14 protein-coding genes are annotated in these 18,483 nt (G+C 40.1%); 9 read left to right on the top strand and 5 right to left on the bottom strand.

Translation table 11 applies throughout. From position 1 onward, the window contains the following. Positions 1-70 precede the first annotated feature (70 nt). The 3 genes from ABJH90_RS15415 (at position 71) to ABJH90_RS15405 (ending at position 2,567) form a co-directional block, all read left to right on the top strand. Positions 71-1,570 carry an aldehyde dehydrogenase family protein gene (locus ABJH90_RS15415; protein WP_348140925.1) on the top strand — a complete coding sequence of 500 codons (1,500 nt, stop codon included), beginning with the start codon at positions 71-73 and terminating at the stop codon, positions 1,568-1,570. 64 nt (positions 1,571-1,634) lie between these two features. Further along, the gene (locus ABJH90_RS15410; protein ID WP_348140923.1) at positions 1,635-1,994 is read left to right on the top strand and encodes a DUF779 domain-containing protein; all 360 of its coding nucleotides are present in this window, start codon (positions 1,635-1,637) and stop codon (positions 1,992-1,994) included. A 54-nt stretch (positions 1,995-2,048) separates the two neighbouring features. Beyond that, positions 2,049-2,567 carry a hypothetical protein gene (locus ABJH90_RS15405; RefSeq protein WP_348140921.1) on the top strand — a complete coding sequence of 173 codons (519 nt, stop codon included), beginning with the start codon at positions 2,049-2,051 and terminating at the stop codon, positions 2,565-2,567. A gap of 710 nt (positions 2,568-3,277) precedes the next feature. On the opposite strand, the gene mce is transcribed toward ABJH90_RS15405, so the two are convergent. Continuing rightward, positions 3,278-3,679 carry a methylmalonyl-CoA epimerase gene (gene mce, locus ABJH90_RS15400; RefSeq protein ID WP_348140919.1) on the bottom strand — a complete coding sequence of 134 codons (402 nt, stop codon included), beginning with the start codon at positions 3,677-3,679 and terminating at the stop codon, positions 3,278-3,280. Positions 3,680-3,739: 60 nt separating this feature from the next. On the opposite strand from mce, the gene rbfA reads away from it, so the two are divergent. Then, the gene (gene rbfA, locus ABJH90_RS15395; protein ID WP_348140917.1) at positions 3,740-4,132 is read left to right on the top strand and encodes a 30S ribosome-binding factor RbfA; all 393 of its coding nucleotides are present in this window, start codon (positions 3,740-3,742) and stop codon (positions 4,130-4,132) included. Positions 4,133-4,296: 164 nt separating this feature from the next. Beyond that, positions 4,297-5,502 (top strand): FtsX-like permease family protein, encoded by a 1,206-nt coding sequence (locus ABJH90_RS15390; protein ID WP_348140915.1) that lies wholly within the window; start codon positions 4,297-4,299, stop codon positions 5,500-5,502. Here ABJH90_RS15390 and dusB read toward each other — a convergent pair whose 3' ends face one another. The 3 genes from dusB to ABJH90_RS15375 all read right to left on the bottom strand — a co-directional run bounded on the left by dusB (position 5,503) and on the right by ABJH90_RS15375 (position 10,319). Further along, complete coding sequence (gene dusB / locus ABJH90_RS15385; RefSeq protein WP_348140913.1) at positions 5,503-6,495, bottom strand: tRNA dihydrouridine synthase DusB; 993 nt, start codon at positions 6,493-6,495, stop codon at positions 5,503-5,505. 53 nt (positions 6,496-6,548) lie between these two features. Then, a complete protein-coding gene (locus ABJH90_RS15380; protein WP_348140911.1) occupies positions 6,549-8,960 on the bottom strand; it encodes an outer membrane beta-barrel family protein in 2,412 nt (803 codons plus the stop codon). 135 nt (positions 8,961-9,095) lie between these two features. Next, on the bottom strand, positions 9,096-10,319 hold the full coding sequence (locus ABJH90_RS15375) for a M28 family peptidase (protein WP_348140909.1): 1,224 nt from the start codon (positions 10,317-10,319) through the stop codon (positions 9,096-9,098). Positions 10,320-10,357: 38 nt separating this feature from the next. Here ABJH90_RS15375 and ABJH90_RS15370 point away from each other — a divergent pair, with 38 nt between their 5' ends. Both ABJH90_RS15370 and lepA read left to right on the top strand, forming a co-directional pair. Next, complete coding sequence (locus tag ABJH90_RS15370; protein WP_348140907.1) at positions 10,358-11,464, top strand: hypothetical protein; 1,107 nt, start codon at positions 10,358-10,360, stop codon at positions 11,462-11,464. A 52-nt stretch (positions 11,465-11,516) separates the two neighbouring features. Then, a complete protein-coding gene (gene lepA, locus ABJH90_RS15365; protein WP_348140905.1) occupies positions 11,517-13,313 on the top strand; it encodes a translation elongation factor 4 in 1,797 nt (598 codons plus the stop codon). A gap of 24 nt (positions 13,314-13,337) precedes the next feature. On the opposite strand, the gene ABJH90_RS15360 is transcribed toward lepA, so the two are convergent. Next, positions 13,338-15,173, bottom strand: a complete 1,836-nt coding sequence (locus tag ABJH90_RS15360; RefSeq protein ID WP_348319839.1) for a sodium:proton antiporter — start codon at positions 15,171-15,173, stop codon at positions 13,338-13,340. Positions 15,174-15,358: 185 nt separating this feature from the next. On the opposite strand from ABJH90_RS15360, the gene ABJH90_RS15355 reads away from it, so the two are divergent. After that, complete coding sequence (locus ABJH90_RS15355) at positions 15,359-16,222, top strand: universal stress protein (protein WP_348140901.1); 864 nt, start codon at positions 15,359-15,361, stop codon at positions 16,220-16,222. Next, positions 16,219-18,444 (top strand): SulP family inorganic anion transporter, encoded by a 2,226-nt coding sequence (locus ABJH90_RS15350; protein ID WP_348140899.1) that lies wholly within the window; start codon positions 16,219-16,221, stop codon positions 18,442-18,444. Before ABJH90_RS15355 ends, ABJH90_RS15350 begins: the two co-directional genes overlap by 4 nt. Positions 18,445-18,483: the final 39 nt, after the last annotated feature.

Raw genomic sequence — 18,483 nt, 5'->3', positions numbered from 1 at the left:
TAAGGAATAAATAGAGGAAACCGAAAATCTTTAAAAGAGTAGGGGTTTGCGCATTAAAATCAATTAAAAAATGGGATATTCAAAACCAAAATTTAAAGACAAGTACGAAAATTTCATCAATGGAAAATTCGTAGCACCAGTTGGAGGACAGTATTTTGACAATACATCACCAATTGACAATTCACTTATTGCAAAATATCCACGTTCTCAAAAAGAAGACGTAGATAATGCAGTGGCAGCGGCCAATGCAGCTAAAGCTGCCTGGGGAGATACTTCCACGGCAGAAAGAGCAGGAATGCTTAATAAGGTAGCAGACATTATTGAGGCAAATCTAGAAGAATTTGCATTGGTAGAAACTTGTGATAATGGTAAACCAATTAGAGAAACTCTAAATGCAGATATTCCTTTAAGTGTAGATCATTGGCGATATTTTGCAGCGGTTATTAGAGCAGAAGAAGGTTCGGCAACTGAATTGGATGCTAATACACTCTCAATGAATATTAAAGAACCACTTGGTGTGGTTGCCCAGATTATTCCCTGGAATTTTCCGCTATTAATGTTGTCCTGGAAATTACCCCCGGCATTAGCAGCAGGAAATTGTGTAATATTAAAACCAGCAGAACAAACACCATCAACCGCAACTTTATTATTAGAAAAAATTGGGGAAGTATTTCCACCAGGAGTAATCAATATTATTCAAGGATTTGGACCAGAAGCAGGAAAACCATTAGCATCACATTCAGGTGTTTCTAAAGTAGCTTTTACAGGAGAAACTACAACAGGTCAATTAATTATGCAATACGCATCGAAAAACTTAAATCCTGTAACAATGGAATTAGGTGGTAAATCACCAAATATATTCTTTAGTTCTGTAATGGATGAAGATGATGCGTTTTTGGATAAGGCAATTGAAGGTGCGGTTCTATTTGCTTTTAATCAAGGAGAGGTTTGTACTTGTCCATCAAGATTATTAGTACAAGAAGATATTTATGATGCTTTTATGAAAAGAGTTGTTGCAAGAACAAAAGCTATTGTTCAAGCCAATCCTTACGACAGCAATACAATGGTAGGTGCCCAAGCATCAAACGACCAGTTCGAAAAAATTCTTTCTTATATTAAAATAGGTAAGGAAGAAGGAGCAAAAGTCCTTACTGGTGGAGAAGCTTGTAAATTAGAGGAAGAATTCGCTAACGGATTTTATATACAACCAACAATATTAGAAGGACATAATAAAATGCGGATATTCCAAGAAGAAATTTTTGGACCAGTACTTTCTGTAACTAAATTTAAAGATGAAGCAGAGGCATTGGAAATTGCGAATGATACGCTATATGGATTAGGAGCAGGAGTTTGGACAAGGGATGCACATCAATTATATCAAATACCAAGAGCAATAAAAGCAGGTAGGGTTTGGGTGAATTGTTATCACGCATACCCTGCTCACGCGCCATTTGGTGGCTATAAAAAATCAGGGTTTGGACGGGAAAATCATTTAATGATGATGAATCATTATCGTCAAACTAAAAATATGTTGATTTCCTATGATAAGAACAAATTAGGTTTCTTTTAGTGGATAATTAATAGTAACAGGGCTGACTGAAATTTCAGTCAGCCTTTTTCAATGAATCCTAATTATGGAATATAAAAGAGTTGCAATAACAGATAAGGCAATAGAAGTCTTAAATCAACTCAAGGAAAAGCACGGAGAATTAATATTTCACCAAAGTGGAGGTTGCTGTGATGGTTCAGCACCAATGATTTTTGAAGAAGGTGATATGTATTTAGACGATAGCGATATATTACTTGGGCAATTAGATGGTGTAAATTATTATATGAACCAAGACCAATTTGAATATTGGAAACACACCCATTTAACGGTTGATATAACGGAAGGAAGAGGCTCAAGTTTTTCCCTTGAAATACCACTTGGTGTACGGTTTATTATACACTCAAGGTTATTAACTGATGAAGAAAATGCTGAACTAAACAAATAACGATTTTTAAAGTAGAACAAAAAATTATAGGTCTTAGCCATAAAAAGTAATATCATGAAAAGACGTAAAAAAATTCAAATCCTTTTTCTTTTACCTTTCGTATTGATCATTTTCCTTTGGCCCCTTGTTTGGACCCATGCGCAAGAATTGACCGGAGATGAAGTCTGCTCTTTCACCATCGGTGACGGTAGTTCTTTTTCCGGAACCTATGTTGTTGAAGTCGATGAAGGCGGTGCATTTGCTATTAATGACTTTGAAAACAGTCAATTCGTCATTGAGATAAATGGGAATAATAACATCAGCATCATGTTGATCCTTGAGAGTTTGACCGAAGGCAAACATGTTTTTTCAATGGAAATGCAGGCTGCGATCGACATTTCTAAAGATGGTGGTGACAATTTCGTCGGTTTTAGTAACTATAAGGAAGAAGGCGGGGGTTATATCCAAATTGACAAGATCGATAAAGACAATGCGAAGCTTATAGGAGGTTTTTCAGGTATTTTCCATGAAGATATGGCCCCGGAAGGTGTAAATGTTGAATTAAGCGGGGCTTTCAATGTCAAATTGGAATAGCCAACGCAAAAGCCGATAATCGCAAAAGCGCTTGGAATTTGGTTTTTACATCCACCTAACCCCCTTCGAAGAGGGAATAGTTTCTCGTTGTCATTCCCGCTAATGTAGGTTTGAAGCTTGCCTGCCCGCATTCCTTCGGTATGTAAACATGCCTACGGCACTTAAACCAGTAGGCAGGTTTGGGATTTGGAGTTTGGATTTTGGATTTTGGATTTTGGAATTTGGAATTTGGTCCCGATAGCTTCTCCTTCGTAATACTATGGAGAAGGAACTATCGGGATGGAATTTGGTACTTGTATCTTATTCCCTCTCCTGGCGAAGCTCAACCTAAACACCTTTGCTGCGTTTAGGATGAATAAATGTAAAAGGGGATTTGCCTCACTATGCCAACGCACCGGCCACGCCTTCGCGTAACCGCTATGGCAGAGCAAGATGGCTCCTCACTGCAAATGGGCGCTGAAATCCCTTCAGTAAATCTGAGGTGTAATATGTTCTTATGTTCATTTTACCTTGATGTAAAACGAACCAAAACATCAAGAAGGTTCCAGGAAATTTTTGAGAACCTTCGGGTATGGGGATTAAATTAATGGGCAACTCCAGGTTATTGGCTTTGGAATTTGGTACTTGGAATTTGGTCCCGATAGCTTCTCCTTCGTAATACTATGGAGAAGGAACTATCGGGATGGTGCTTGGAATTTGATGCTTGCAACTTATTTCCTCTCCTGACATAGCTCTACCAAAACGCCATTGCTGCTCTTTGGGTGCAGAAATGCTACCAGCTTATTATCTGCCCCCTTTTTAGGGGTTTCATTTAAGACTATAAAGCCCTCCCCTTTTAAACGCTCAATTTCTTCTTCAATATCATCTACCTCAAAAGCAATATGGTGTATCCCCTCCCCTTTTCTTTCAATATACTTTGCAATAGGGCTGTCTTCCCTGGTGGCTTCCAGCAATTCTATCTTATTGGGGCCCACTTGAAAAAACGACGTCTTTACCCCTTCTGAGGCCACTTCCTCTACCTTGTATTGCTCGCCGCCAAAAAGTTTTTCAAAGAGTTCTTTAGACCCCTCAAGATCCTTTACCGCTATGCCAATATGCTCTATTTTATTCATTGATACTCAACTTGTTTGCGATTGTTTTTTAGTAACCCCTAAAGTACGTATTTTTGCCCTATGGAAACACAGCGACAGAAAAAAATTGCCGGGGTCATTCAAAAAGATCTTGCCGAAATCTTACAGCGTGCAGCAACGGACGGCGGCATGCAGGGAACCCTGATTTCTGTCTCCAAAGTGTATGTTACTACAGACCTCTCTATTGCCAAGGTTTATGTGAGCATCTTCCCTACAAAAAAAGCAGATGAGCTTTTGGAAGGCATAAAATCTAACCAGCCGCTTATTAAGCACCAGCTGGCCCAACTTACCAAACACCAACTAAGGCGGATGCCCGAATTGTCTTTCTTTCTTGATGATTCACTAGACTATATTGAGAACATAGATAAATCTCTGAAAGGAGATGAAAACCCCATTACCAACCCGGATCTGCTGCCAAGAAGAAAAAAATCCTAGTGATTGTTTGGAGTTTTGTTGTTGGAGTTTTTATAGATTACTTTTGATGGAATACCAGGCAAAATTTTTAAGGATAGCAGGGCTATGGTTTAAAATTTTAACAACGTAGTACGCAAAAGGAATCACAAAAAAGCAATGAATTAAATTTCAAATAATCACTTAACTTGAATTTTCCCTTCTATATAGCAAAAAGATACGTTCGCTCTAAAAGCAGCCAGAATGCTGTTAACATTATAAATTTTATAACCTTCCTGGTGATCGTCATCGGATCTGCTGCTCTTTTTATTGTGTTATCTGGCTTTTCCGGACTTAAAACGTTTAGTATTTCCTTTAGCAACATTTTTGATCCCGATTTAAAAGCTACCGCACAAAGCGGGAAATTTTTTACCCTTGGCCCTGAAGAAGAACAAAAGCTTTTGGAGATAGCCGGTATAGTTTCCTATTCAAAGGAGTTGGAAGAGCAGGTATATCTTACACACAAGCAAAAAAGTTGTGTGGCTTATATAAAAGGCGTGGATACAGCCTATAGGATAGCTACACAAGTAGATAGCGCTATCTATTGGGGCAACTGGGCTCTAAAGAACCAACAGACCGTTGTGGGCCTTGGTATTGCCAGTTTGCTTGGCCTTACCATAAACGATTATCGGGATCCGCTGAGGATACTGGCGCCTAAACCGGGAAAAGGATCGCTCAATCAACAGAACTTTGGTGCAAAACCCTATAACGATATGCCGGTAGTGGTAAGCGGTGTTTATGCTATTGAAGAAAACCTGGATAAAAAATACGTTTTTACACAACTAGCCCTGGCCCAGGTAATCCTGGAAAAAGACAATACCCAGATCTCCGGAATAAATTTTGGGCTCGACCCACTGGCAGATGTACCCGAAGTCCGAAACCAGATCACAGCTGTACTTGGCGATAAAATAATATTAAGAAACAGACGCCAACTCAACAATGCACTGTATCGCATGCTCAATACCGAAAACCTGGCCACCTACCTGATCTTTACGCTGGTTTTAATCATTGCCTTATTTAATGTAGTGGGTGCAATTATCATGATGATTCTGGACAAACAGCAGAATTCCAAAACCCTCTATAATCTGGGAGCTACAATCAGGGAGCTACGCCGTATCTATTTTGTCCAGGGAGTTCTGGTAACGAGCTTTGGTGGAATAATAGGTTTGTTACTGGCCTCCTTTCTTATTTGGTCGCAACTGGCATTAGGTTGGTTAAAAATAACACCCTCTTTGGCCTATCCTGTAGAATACAAACTAATGAATGTGTTGATTGTTCTTGCTACTATTGTGGTCCTGGGCATTATTGCTTCTAAAATTGCCAGCAGCAGGGTTACCAAAAAGCTACTTGCCTGATTACACAAACTGATAGTTGCCAAATTTCTCCTGCACTTCATCAAAGGCGGCAAAAACATCCGGGGCATCATCACTGGTGACCATTTTCATCCGGTATTCCTTAAAGTCGGGTATTCCCTTAAAATAATTGGTGTAGTGCCTTCGGGTTTCAAAAACACCCAGCTTCTCCCCTTTCCAGTCAATTGCCATCTGCAAATGCCTGCGGGCAGCCTGTACCCGTTCTTCCATAGTAGGAGGTGCAAGCAGTGAGCCTGTTTTCAGGTAGTGTTTAACTTCCTTAAAGAACCAGGGGTAACCAATACTTGCGCGGCCAATCATAGCCCCATCAAGTCCGTATTCATCACGCATGCGCCTGGCTGCTTCGGGTGTATCTACATCGCCATTTCCAAAAACCGGAATATGCATTCTTGGATTGTTCTTTACCTCGGCAATAGGTTTCCAGTCTGCCTCACCCTTATACATCTGGGCCCGTGTCCTGCCGTGAATAGAAATAGCCTTACAACCCACATCCTGAAGCCGTTCTGCCACCTCAACAATTTTAATGCTGTTGTGGTCCCAGCCCAGCCTGGTTTTTACGGTAACAGGCAAGTGGGTATGCTTAACCATAGCCTCGGTAAGGGAAACCATTAAATCAATATCTTTTAAGATCCCCGCGCCTGCCCCTTTACTTACTACTTTTTTTACCGGACAGCCAAAGTTTATGTCGATGATATCTGGTTTAGATTTCTCCACGATCTCCACCGAACGCAACATGGATTCCAGGTTTGCACCAAAAATTTGTATCCCTACCGGACGTTCTTTCTCATAGATATCGAGCTTCATAACACTTTTGGCGGCATCGCGTATAAGGCCTTCCGATGAGATAAACTCGGTATACACCAAATCTGCCCCCTGCTCCTTACATAGCGCCCGAAAAGGAGGGTCACTCACATCCTCCATGGGCGCGAGTAACAAGGGAAATTCCGGAAGAACGATATCACCAATTTTTGGCATCTGGTATCTTTTAGCGCGACAAAATTAAAAATAAAGATGGTATTAAAGGGAATTTATTCGTTATCAAGTCTTTGTAACTCGCTTTTCTTTATGCTGCGATCCGTTTTACTAAGTCGGTAATTCCCCAGGTTATAGGTAAAGCCCAGGCGTATAAACTGCGTTTCCGTGTTCTCTAAAAAAGAATTATCCTGATTGGCGTAGCGCGTAGTAAACACGGCATTGGCCCTGTTGAAGAGGTCTTCTGCTAAAAGGGAAATCACAGCCCTGTTATCCCATAAAGATTTACGCAATCCAACATTCAGCACAATGCTTTCGGATACCTTATAGGAACCAAACAGAAACCCGCTTAAATACCTTAAAGAAGCTTCCCCGGTAAAACTCCTGTCTTTAGAGAGTGTAAAAGAGTTATTGAGGTACCCGTAATAGCCAGTCACCCGGTTGGTATAGGTTTCAATCGTACTTTCCTCAGCCAAAAAAGTCTCGTCTTCATAAAAAACGGAGTTATAAAAATATAGAACCCAAAATGGGGTAATAGAAGTAGAAATAGTAAAATCCAGGCCGTACGAGGTGCTCTTCTGTACATTCTGTTTGATCTGTCTCAAGGTCTGATTTTCATTGTCCTGGAAGCTTAATCTACTTATATAACGTCCGTTATCTCTGTAATAAAGGTCTATGAAATAGGTTTCCTTGATGGATAAATTTAAATTAAAGTTATGGCTGAAATTAGGAACTAAGTTCGGGTTCCCTTCAAAGTAATTATTCTCGTTTAGAAAATACCGGAATGGGTTCAGGTCTGAATATTTAGGCCTGGTAAGTTTCCTGCTATAATCAAACGTAAGGCTATTATCTTCACTAAGTTTCCGGGTAAGGTACAGGGACGGAAATAGCTTAAAGTAGTTTTGTGTATTGATCTCTAGCAGGGTTTCTGAATTCGATTCTACATTGGTTTGTTCCGCCCTCAGGCCAAGCTTTAAAAACCATTTCTCCCAATCCTGTGAATAACTGGCATAGCCGGCAACTACGCCTTCCTTGTATTTAAAGTTGTCGGATAAGGCAATATCAAAGGGGGGCTCATTGTTATTTACATCAAAATAATCAATCCCGCTTTTAGAATTAATCCATGAACCTTTTAGTCCGGCTTCAAAACTGCCGGATGTTACAGGCGTATAAAAATCTACCTGGCCGGTAAAAATATTGATGTCCTGAAGGGCGTCCGTTGCAAAAGTAAAGTTTCTTATAAAGGCCCCGGAGGGATCAAAATAATCACTGGATCCCTGTTGCAGGCGAGATATTTCAGAATACGTATAGTGCGCATTCGCCTTTAATGTGGCGCCTTCTTTCTTCAGGCTGCGATTGTAATTGAGGTCAAAGGAAAGGTTCTTACGGTCGTCTTCAATAGCGCTATTGGTTTGGAGTGTGGAATCGAGCACTCCTGAACCGTCTCTCATTTCGGTATCAAGCTTATTTACAAATTTTTTATTTGGGGAAAAGCTAAGGTTGGATGTGAAATTTAGCAGATCACGCTCGCCTGGTTTATAATCCAGAATCAAATTCACTTGCTGGTCTTGTGAACGGGTAGTTTGATCTAATACCGTATTCCATTCGGCAAAACGATCACCCTGATCATTAATAAAATTAATATAGCTGTCTGCTTCTTTAATCTCTCTTCTTGGATTAATCACATAATTTGCAAAAATACCAACTTTGTCATTTTTGTAATAATGACTGGTTCCCAGGCTGTATTTGGCATAAAAAGCCTGTGTATATTGTCCTCTGACGTTTCCCTTGTAGCCTGGTACTACATTCTCTTTAGTGCGGATATTGAGAATGGATCCATCTGCAGCTTCATAACTCGCCGGAGGGTTTGGGATCACCTCTACAGAGGAAATCATGTCACCTGAAAGCCCTTTTAAAAAATCCTGGATTTCGGTTGGGGATAATTGAATTTTACGATCATTGAGATAAACTGTCGCTTGTTGTCCTCGTATCTCCAAACTGTTCTGCACGATTACGACCCCCGGGGCATTACGGAGAATATCCCAGGAACTGCCATCGCCAAGTACTGTGTTTTCAACATTAAAAATAATCCGGTCGGCCTTTCGTTCTACCGTAGGTTTCTGGCCTGTTACGACCACCTCATTCAGCCATTCGCTGTCAGGCTCCAACACAAGAGCCCCAATTTGTATGTTCCTTTTTATTTCCAATGCAACCAGGGTAGATTTATACCCGAAGTAATTTGCCTGCAAATAGTATACGTCTTCAGGGATGCCTTTCAGGGTAAAGCGCCCCTCTTCATCCGCTGAAATTCCATTAACCTGGGTATTATCCAATGCTTTCAGGAGTATCACGTTTGCAAATGGAAGTGGTTTCCCTTCGGAATCTTTCACAGATCCGGTTACCTCAAAGGTCTGGCTGGCCATGGCTAAGGGTAATATTCCTAAGAAGAATAGTACGGGGAATCTCACAATATATTGGTAGGTTAGTCCGTAAAGCTATAAAATAATTTACTTTATATAGGTAAAAGGCCGCGTTTGTTTCTAATTATCTTATTGGTTTTCCCCTGACTATTTTGCAAAATTCTTATAGTCTTTGGGTCTGTTTTAGAATGTGATTGGCGCCTTAAGGGTTTGGTCATTGCGCAATACCAGCACCGAGGTTGTGTCGCCAGGTTCAAAAGCGGACAGGGCGCGCATATAGCTCATCATATCCACAACAATGCTGTCACCCAATTGGATGACAATATCTCCTTTCTGTAAACCTGCTTTTTGTGCTGGTTTGTCTTCGCTTATCCCATCAATGCGCATGCCTTTCCCGTCAAATAGATAATCGGGCATTACACCAAGCGTTACTTTGAATCTAGGCACTTCTTCACTTTCGTTCTTAGTTTTTCTGAAAGCCAGTTTCTTGTCGTCATCCAACTCCTTAACTAGGCTTAACAAATACGAACTAATCAGTCGCATCCCCTCATAATTCAATTTCTCTGCATCATCCGTTGGCTTGTGATAATCTTCATGCTGTCCTGTAAAAAAATGTAAGACCGGAATGTCTTGCAGATAGAAAGAGGTATGGTCAGATGGGCCTACGCCCGATTCTTGTAATACCAATTTAAACCCGGGATTAGAGGAATTCAATACCTGGGGCCAGATTGGCGAAGTTCCGGTGCCGCTAACTGAAAGTGTTTTGTCTTCCCGCAGTCTGCCCACCATGTCCAGGTTAAGCATATAAGAAACCCCTTCCAGATCAAGGGTTGGGTTTTTTGTAAAAAAATTAGAGCCTAATAGTCCCATTTCCTCACCGGAAAAAGTAATAAACAGATAGTTTTTAGAAAGTTTCGTGCCTTTGATCTTATATGCCAAATCAAGGAGTACCGCCACTCCGCTGGCGTTATCATCCGCACCATTATGTACTTCTGGTTCGCCCCTGTGTAACGAGCCTTCGCCTCCAGTGCCCAAATGGTCATAATGAGCGCCAATCACCACGGTATTTGAAGATTTATTATCTATAAAACCAATGACATTAGTCCCGGTTATTGTGCTGTCGCCAGCCTCTTGAAAACCTATTTGCTGATGCGGGTCAGTCTTTGGCTTAAATGTAAAAGTCTGGTAATATGTCCCTGCATTTCCTTTAGGGTCAAGTTCCATTTCAGCCATCTGTCCCATTATATATTCTGCAGCCTTGAGTTCTTCTTCAGTTCCGGTTTCCCTGCCTTTAAATTCATCGCTTGCAAGGACTTCAACCTCTTCTTCCATTGAGGCTGGTTTGGGTGGTTCGGTTTTGCATCCGCAGGCTAGTATAAAAAATACGCTGAGAATTATTTTTTTCATCCGTTTTGCTCCTAAATTTGTTCAAAATTAAGCATCCTATGAAAACTTTTGTGTCCTTCTTCATTTTATTGACCTTTTTTGGTTGTAAAAACGAATCCAAAAAAGTACTGCCGGAAAATGAAAAACCCGTCTCTGTCATGGCAGGGTCAGACACCTTAATTTATAAAGAAGAAAAGCACTTTAAATCTATTCGCCAGGTTACTTATGGAGGGGACAACGCCGAAGCTTATTGGAGTTTTGACGATAGTAAACTGGTTTTTCAATCTAATAATTCTGCCTGGGGGATGCAGTGCGACCAGATGTTTCTGATGAATTTTGAGGAGACTTTTAAGGATAGCAAACCTCCTGTGATAAGTACAGGACTGGGGCGTACCACCTGTGCCTATTTTCTTCCCGATAATGAGCGTTTTGTGTATGCTTCCACGCATTTAGTCAACAAAGAGTGCCCTGAAGTACCCTTGCGCAAAAACGGGAAATACGTTTGGCCCGTATATGATTCCTTCGACATATTTGTGGCCGATCTACAGGGCAATATTGTTACTCAACTTACCAACGAGCCGGGTTATGATGCAGAAGCTACTGTTTCTCCAAAGGGAGACAAAATAGTGTTCACCTCTACAAGAAGCGGGGATCTTGAATTGTATACCATGAATTTAGATGGTACAGAAGTTCTGCAAATAACAGATGAATTGGGTTATGACGGAGGTGCCTTTTTCTCTCCTGACGGCACAAAAATCATCTTCCGGGCTTCAAGGCCAAAAACGGAGGAAGCAATAAAAGAATATAAAGAATTACTTGCTCAGGGATTGGTGCAACCCACAGAAATGGAACTTTTTATATGTAATGCGGACGGCAGTGATTTAAAGCAGTTAACTTTTCTTGGTAATGCCAACTGGAGTCCCTTCTTTCATCCGTCAGGAGAAAAGATTCTGTTTTCAAGTAATTTTGAAGCCGAAAAAGGTTTCCCTTTTAATCTCTATCTTATTGATATAGATGGGAAGAATCTGGAACGGGTTACACATGGAAAAACTTTTGATGCGTTCCCGGTATTTTCCAATAATGGCAAATTCCTGGCTTTTTCAAGTAACCGCAATAACGGCGGAACCCGCGACACGAATTTGTTTATTGCCGAGTGGCAGGATTAAGAAATAGAAAACTGTATCTTTGCAGCCAATTTGAAATAGCCGGAGTAAGAAAATGAAACACATTCGTAATTTCTGTATTATAGCCCATATAGACCATGGCAAGAGTACTTTGGCAGACAGGCTGTTAGATTTTACAGGTTCTGTAACGGAACGTGAAAAAAAAGAACAGCTTCTGGATAATATGGATCTGGAACGTGAGCGTGGAATTACCATTAAGAGTCATGCTGTTCAGATGGAATACGAACATGAAGGAGAGGCTTATGTTCTTAATTTAATAGACACTCCCGGTCATGTGGATTTCTCCTATGAAGTGTCGCGCTCAATAGCGGCATGCGAAGGAGCTCTTTTAGTGGTTGATGCAGCCCAGAGCATACAGGCGCAAACCATTTCTAACCTTTATCTGGCTCTGGAAAATGATCTCGAAATTATTCCGGTTTTAAATAAGGTGGATTTGCCTAGTGCCAGTCCGGAAGAAGTAACAGATGATATTGTAGAATTATTAGGGTGTAAAGCTGAAGAGGTAATCCCGGCCAGTGCTAAAACAGGCATTGGTATTAAAGATATTTTAACTGCTATTATTGATCGTATTCCTCCTCCGGAAGGGAATGTAGATGAACCCCTACAAGCCCTGGTTTTTGATTCCGTTTATAATTCATTCAGGGGGGTTGAGACCTATTTCAAGGTTATTAATGGCGTTATCAAAAAAGGTCAGAAAATTAAGTTTGTTGCAACAGATAAAACTTATTTTGCCGATGAAGTAGGCACTCTGAAACTTTCCCAGGAACCTAAGCCCAGTATTAAAGCGGGAGATGTAGGCTACGTGATTACCGGAATAAAGGATGCCAGGGAAGTAAAAGTTGGGGATACCATTACTGATGCGGTAAATCCAACCAAAAACGCTATTGCAGGTTTTGAAGATGTAAAACCAATGGTATTTGCCGGTATTTACCCTGTAGATACAGAGGATTACGAAGAACTTCGTTCCTCTATGGAAAAATTGCAGCTCAATGATGCATCTTTAGTGTTTGTTCCGGAAAGTAGTGCGGCCCTCGGTTTCGGTTTTCGATGTGGTTTTCTTGGAATGCTGCATATGGAGATTATTCAGGAGCGTTTAGAACGCGAATTTGATATGACGGTAATCACCACGGTGCCAAACGTTAGTTATCATGCCTTTACTACAAAAAATCCGGATGTTCCATTGATTGTTAATAACCCGAGCGACCTTCCGGATCCTTCTACCGTATCGAGAGTTGAAGAACCTTATATAAAAGCCACAATAATTACGAAGTCAGATTTTGTAGGAAATGTGATGTCTCTTTGTATTGATAAAAGAGGGCAGATTACCAATCAGACTTATCTGACTACGGAGCGGGTTGAATTAAATTTTGACATGCCCCTTGCAGAGATCGTATTTGATTTTTACGACAGGCTTAAAACAGTTTCTAAAGGCTACGCCTCCTTTGATTATTCTCCTATTGGTATGCGCGTATCTAAACTGGTTCGTGTTGATATTTTGCTGAATGCTCAGCCTGTTGATGCTTTGTCGGCTCTTGTACATTTTGATAATGCCCATTATATAGGCAAAAGAATGTGTGAAAAGTTGAAGGAATTAATTCCAAGACAACAGTTTGATATTCCTATACAAGCTGCTATTGGTGCTAAAATTATTTCCAGAGAAACAATAAAAGCGCTGCGAAAGGATGTAACCGCCAAATGTTATGGTGGCGATATCTCCAGGAAACGAAAACTTTTAGAAAAACAAAAAAAGGGTAAAAAACGCATGCGCCAGGTAGGTAATGTTGAAATTCCACAGCAGGCGTTTATGGCAGTACTCAAATTGAATGATTAGCCCATTTTGATTGTGCGATTTTATCTAGTGTATTTTATCCAAATCGAACATTTTGCCCAAATAGACCAGTTTAGATCCGTCTGAAATTGAATCAAAGCCTTCATTGAATGAGGATATGATCGATACTCTCCCGTCGGGAGATTTTATAAATACGGGGATAATCTCGTCATCTTCTTTGGTAATCTCAATCAATTTTTCGTAATGTTCAGCATTCTTTAGGTCTATTTCGTGAATCGCCGGATAGCGCCTTGTGACTTCCATCAGCTTTATATAATCATCAGTATGAGAAAAAAGACCTGATTTCGGATTATTTTCCGGATCGTTCATCTCATCTGCACTGACCAGTCTGAAAGACCCATTTTCTCCAAACTGATTCTTAAACCTGTCTATAGCGTATTTATTGATTTCGGTACTGCCCGTAAGTGCCATTAAATAGCCCATATCATTAAGCTCAATATTGTCTGTAAGGGTGTCTGAATATACATCGGCCACCATTGCCTCTATCCCAAGTTTTTTGGCCTGATCTATATTGGCACGGTTAGCATCTATCAAAACTACATGTCTGTTATTTTGCTTAAGGTAATTGGCAATTAGTCTTGACATTTTTGAGGCGCCAATAATAAGAATTCCTTCGGAGTGTTTTAAAAATACCCCCACAATTTTAGCAAAATTCCTGGCCGTAGTAGCATTTAAAAGAACTGTCCCCAACACGATCATAAAGACCAGAGGGGTAATATACTCTGCGCCTGGTTCGCCCTTTTGAAGCAATTTGGAGCCAAAAAGAGAGGCGATACCCGCGGCTACAATACCCCTGGGCCCTACCCAGCTTATAAAGAGTTTTTCGTTCAATTTTAAACTAGAGCCTCTGGTACTTAAAAAGACTCCAATAGGCCTTATTAGGAGTACAACTATAAAAAATAATACAGCCGTCTTCCAGTTGTAAATCAACTCCATATCACTTATGTTGATATTTGCTGCCAGCAGGATAAAAAGAATGGAGATTAGCAATACGCTCAGGGATTCTTTAAAATACAGAAGCTCTTTAAGGTTAGGCAGGTCCATATTCCCCATAACCATTCCCATGACCACAACGGCGAGAAGGCCAGATTCGTGAGCCAGAATATCCGATTCCACAAATACTAAAAGGACCACAGAGAGAGAGACTACGTTTGATAAATAGTGAGGCACATATTTTTTTCTGATAATAAAGGCCAGTGCATGGGCAAATGTGAAGCCGAAAGTAGTTCCAAAAAGCAAAATCTTACCAAAGTCTATCAATGCTGTTTTTGTATACTCCTGTCCCTCACCAACACTAATAAATTCAAAAACTAGAACTGCTACCAGTGCGCCAATAGGATCAATTAATATACCCTCCCATTTCAATACCGCTGAAACATCCTTTTTTAAGGGAATATTTCTTAAGATTGGAGTAATAACGGTAGGGCCGGTTACAATAATCAGGGCTGCAAATAAAAACGAAATCTTCCAGCTAAGACCGAAAATAAAATGGGTTACAAGGCCTCCTCCAAAAAAAGTAACCAATGTGCCCACGGTAATTAGTTTGGTAATTACAGGGCCAACATTTCTAATCTCGGAGCGCTTAAGTGTTAAGCCTCCTTCAAATAAAATAATACTTATGGCAAGAGAAAGAAAATAGTAAAGTCCTTCCCCCGGGAAAAGCCCTTTTTCCCCATTCCAAACAGGTTCTATTAATTTAGAACCATCTTCGGTATACAGAGTGGCAATAGGCCCTACAAGAAGACCAATTAAGATTAGGGGTAGGATGGCCGGCAATTTTAAGCGCCATGCAAACCACTGTGCAATGATCCCTAATATTATTATTCCGGCAAGTTCTACCATCTTTTTCCTTTGGTGTTAAAAATAGTGATTAAAATGAATACCGATTGGTAAGAGATCAAGAAATAGAATTTCAATTGATACATGCACAAAAGTCTTGAACATATTATCAGCAGGCGATTATTTGGAATTTTATTTAACTGATCATAATAGGTATATATGTGTTATATTGAACCAAAATAAAAGTAATGGAAACGCATCCCCATCCTTTTAAGAGAATTCTATTCGGTTTCGCTTTTTCGCCCACTCTGGAAATTAACCTTCTGGAAACCACCCGTCTTGCGCATTATTTTAATGCCAAATTAATTTTACTTCATGTTGGGGAAAAAACGGAGGAAAAATTGGGTATTCTGAATGCGCTGTTGAAGAAAATTGATTTTCCGGATGATGCCATAGAAATTCAGTGGGAACAAGGAAAGCCCGTTTCTGTAATTTTAGAGGCCTGTACAAAATACAATATTGATTTATTGGTACTTGGTGCACTTCAACACGAAAATATGTATCAATTTTATGTAGGAAGTATAGCCAGAAATTTGACCCGCAAAGTTAATTGTTCGGTTTTGTTGCTTATAAAACCCACGGCAAAACGTACGCCCTGCAAGCATATTGTGGTTAATGGACTGGATGCGCCGGAAACACCCGTAGCTATTTTGGATGCCTTCTATGTAGCTAAAACTTTAGGGACACAACAGATTACTATAGTAGAAGAGATCAGGCAGCAAGAAATTCATGTTACCGTTGAAGATGACCGATCGCTAAAGAAAGCTACTATCATGAAGGAGAGACTAAAACTGAGGGAAGATTCCAGGGTACGCAAAATCCTGAAAAGCCTGCCGGAAAATTTCTTAAAAAACATAAAGGTAAAAACACAAAGTATTTTTGGGAAACGCGGTTATTCCATAGGTCATTATGCAGAAGTAGTACGGGCAGATTTGCTGGTAATGAATGCTCCTAAAAAAACAGGTCTGTTAGATCGTATTTTTCCTCATGACCTGGAATATATTTTATCTGATTTACCCACTGATTTATTGATTATTCGCAAAAAAAATTGAACGCTAAAACCAACCATACCGGCATTTTTATTAAATCGCTGCCCAAAAACATTTTTTCGGGTTTTGTAGTGTCGCTTATTGCGCTTCCTCTCGGTCTGGGATTGGCTTTGGCAAGTGAGGCTCCTCCTATTTCAGGGATAATCGCGGCTGTAGCAGGAGGAATTATAGTTGCGCTGCTGGGAGGTTCTAAGGTTACCATTGCCGGGCCCGGTAATGGCCTGGTCATTGTATTATTAGGGGCAATTACTATCCTCGGTGAGGGTGATTTGTACCAGGGCTATTTATTCACTTTGGCAGCGATAGTATTCTCGGGCATATTGATGCTCCTTCTTGGGTTTTTAAAAATGGGGCGTTTGGCCGATTTTTTTCCGGCTTCAGCTATACAAGGAATGCTTGCCGCTATTGGAATAGGTATTCTGGCCAAGCAATTTCATATTATGGTGGGCCATAACAATTCGAGAGGAACAATTATAGAGTTATTGCTTACAATTCCAAATGACTTGCTGGATTTGATTAATACTGCAGACCTTAATATGCTTTTTGCGTCAGTAATAGGAATTGTTAGTCTGTTGATCATGGTCTTTTATTCTAAAATCAGGAATAAATTCTTTCAGCTAATCCCTGCGCCCATGTGGATTTTGATCCTATCTGTCGGTTTAAGTTATTGCTATACACTTCTTGGGAAACCCTATCCTATTGGGGTTGATTATTTGGTATCCATTCCTGATGATGTGCTGTCTAATCTTGCGTTTCCTGATTTTACTAAGATCTTGCAGAAGGAATTTATCCTTGCCGTCTTTGCAATTACCCTTATAGCGAGCATAGAATCTCTGTTAAGTATTAAGGCTGTAGACAAACTTGATCCGCTAAACAGGAGGTCGAATGTCAATAAAGACCTGAAAGCACTAGGGCTGGCCACAACCATTAGTGGGTTATTGGGTGGTCTGAATGTGGTAACCGTAATTGCCAGAAGTTCGGTTAATGTAAATAACGGCGCTACGAACAGATCTGCAAATTTCTTCCATTCCCTGTTTTTGGTTGGTTTTGTACTCCTTTTTCAGGAACAGCTTAAGCGGATACCCCTGGCGGCATTGGCAGCCATATTGGTGTATACCGGATATAAATTGGCCGATCCTGAATCATTCAGAAAAATTGCCAGGATAGGGAATGAGCAAATTGTAATTTTTTTAACCACTTTATTTACAACCATATTTACAAACCTTATTACGGGAATAGGTGTCGGAATTTTGGTTACGATCATTATTCACATGGTTTTAAATAAAAGCATTTCCCTGTTCCTTAGCCATTTGTTTAAACCCAATATTCTTCTTTTCAAGGAAGAGGATGAAGGGAGTTTTTATGTGAGTGTAAAATACTTCTGCAGTTTCCTGAATTTTCATAAACTAAAGGATAAACTAGACGATGTGCCGGAAAGCGAAGACGTGGTACTGGATTTTTCCATGTGCAGTTTTGTTGATCATACTGTCCTGGAAGGTCTGGAAAATTATCGTGCCACTTTTGATAAAAAAGGGGGAAGCATTGAAGTCATAGGTTTGGATAAACATGATGCCGATTCCTTTCATCCCTTTGCTATTCGCAAAATATTACCAGTGGCAGCCCTAAAACCCATTGAACGGTATTTTACAAAAAGACAAAAAGATCTCGAGGTAGCAGCTAAGGATTATGGCTGGAAATATATAGCCAAAAGGAACACCAATACTTCTTTTTTAGAAGATTTTATCTTTTTTCATACGCGCGAGATTGATTATTTCTACAACCTTTTAAAAGATGCTGAAAATGACTGTAGTGTCTTTGATCTCGAATGGGCAGAGGGTGCTTTTATCGCTAAGGAAGTGGTTAAAACCACTATGATGCATATTAAGTTAGATGTTGATATCCCGGTATTTACCCTGGATAAAGAAGGTTTATTGCAATTAATTTATTCCCTGGCCGGATTCAAAGATATAACCATCGAAAACCATCCGGATTTCAACAGGCGTTTTAACCTCAGTGGAGAAAACAAAAACGCTATCCACGAGCTCTTCACAGATGAAATGGTATTGTTTCTTGAAAGCCATCCTTATTATCATATCGAATCTAATGGTTCTTCTTTGCTTATATTAAAAAATGAACGCCTGCTGAGTGTTCAGGAAACGAAAAGAATGATCTATTTTGGCCAGCAGCTACATGACCTGGTTCAGCACAAAAAGATTTCTCACTGATTGTTAAAAACTCCTAATAGTAAGGATTATCACTAGCGG

The sequence above is a fragment of the Eudoraea sp. genome, assembly GCF_039969275.1.
GTDB lineage: Bacteria > Bacteroidota > Bacteroidia > Flavobacteriales > Flavobacteriaceae > Eudoraea.
The sequence above is the reverse complement of the archived record's forward strand: the minus strand, read 5'-3'. Positions and strand labels throughout refer to the sequence as shown.

Excerpts from the sequence above, each read along its gene's own strand:
- ABJH90_RS15355 (WP_348140901.1), top strand. The coding sequence starts at position 15,359 with ATGGAAACGCATCCCCATCCTTTTAAGAGAATTCTATTCGGTTTCGCT.
- lepA (WP_348140905.1), top strand. The coding sequence starts at position 11,517 with ATGAAACACATTCGTAATTTCTGTATTATAGCCCATATAGACCATGGC.
- ABJH90_RS15405 (WP_348140921.1), top strand. The coding sequence starts at position 2,049 with ATGAAAAGACGTAAAAAAATTCAAATCCTTTTTCTTTTACCTTTCGTA.
- rbfA (WP_348140917.1), top strand. The coding sequence starts at position 3,740 with ATGGAAACACAGCGACAGAAAAAAATTGCCGGGGTCATTCAAAAAGAT.
- ABJH90_RS15375 (WP_348140909.1), bottom strand. The coding sequence starts at position 10,319 with ATGAAAAAAATAATTCTCAGCGTATTTTTTATACTAGCCTGCGGATGC.
- mce (WP_348140919.1), bottom strand. The coding sequence starts at position 3,679 with ATGAATAAAATAGAGCATATTGGCATAGCGGTAAAGGATCTTGAGGGG.
- ABJH90_RS15415 (WP_348140925.1), top strand. The coding sequence starts at position 71 with ATGGGATATTCAAAACCAAAATTTAAAGACAAGTACGAAAATTTCATC.
- ABJH90_RS15410 (WP_348140923.1), top strand. The coding sequence starts at position 1,635 with ATGGAATATAAAAGAGTTGCAATAACAGATAAGGCAATAGAAGTCTTA.
- dusB (WP_348140913.1), bottom strand. The coding sequence starts at position 6,495 with ATGCCAAAAATTGGTGATATCGTTCTTCCGGAATTTCCCTTGTTACTC.
- ABJH90_RS15370 (WP_348140907.1), top strand. The coding sequence starts at position 10,358 with ATGAAAACTTTTGTGTCCTTCTTCATTTTATTGACCTTTTTTGGTTGT.
- ABJH90_RS15360 (WP_348319839.1), bottom strand. The coding sequence starts at position 15,173 with ATGGTAGAACTTGCCGGAATAATAATATTAGGGATCATTGCACAGTGG.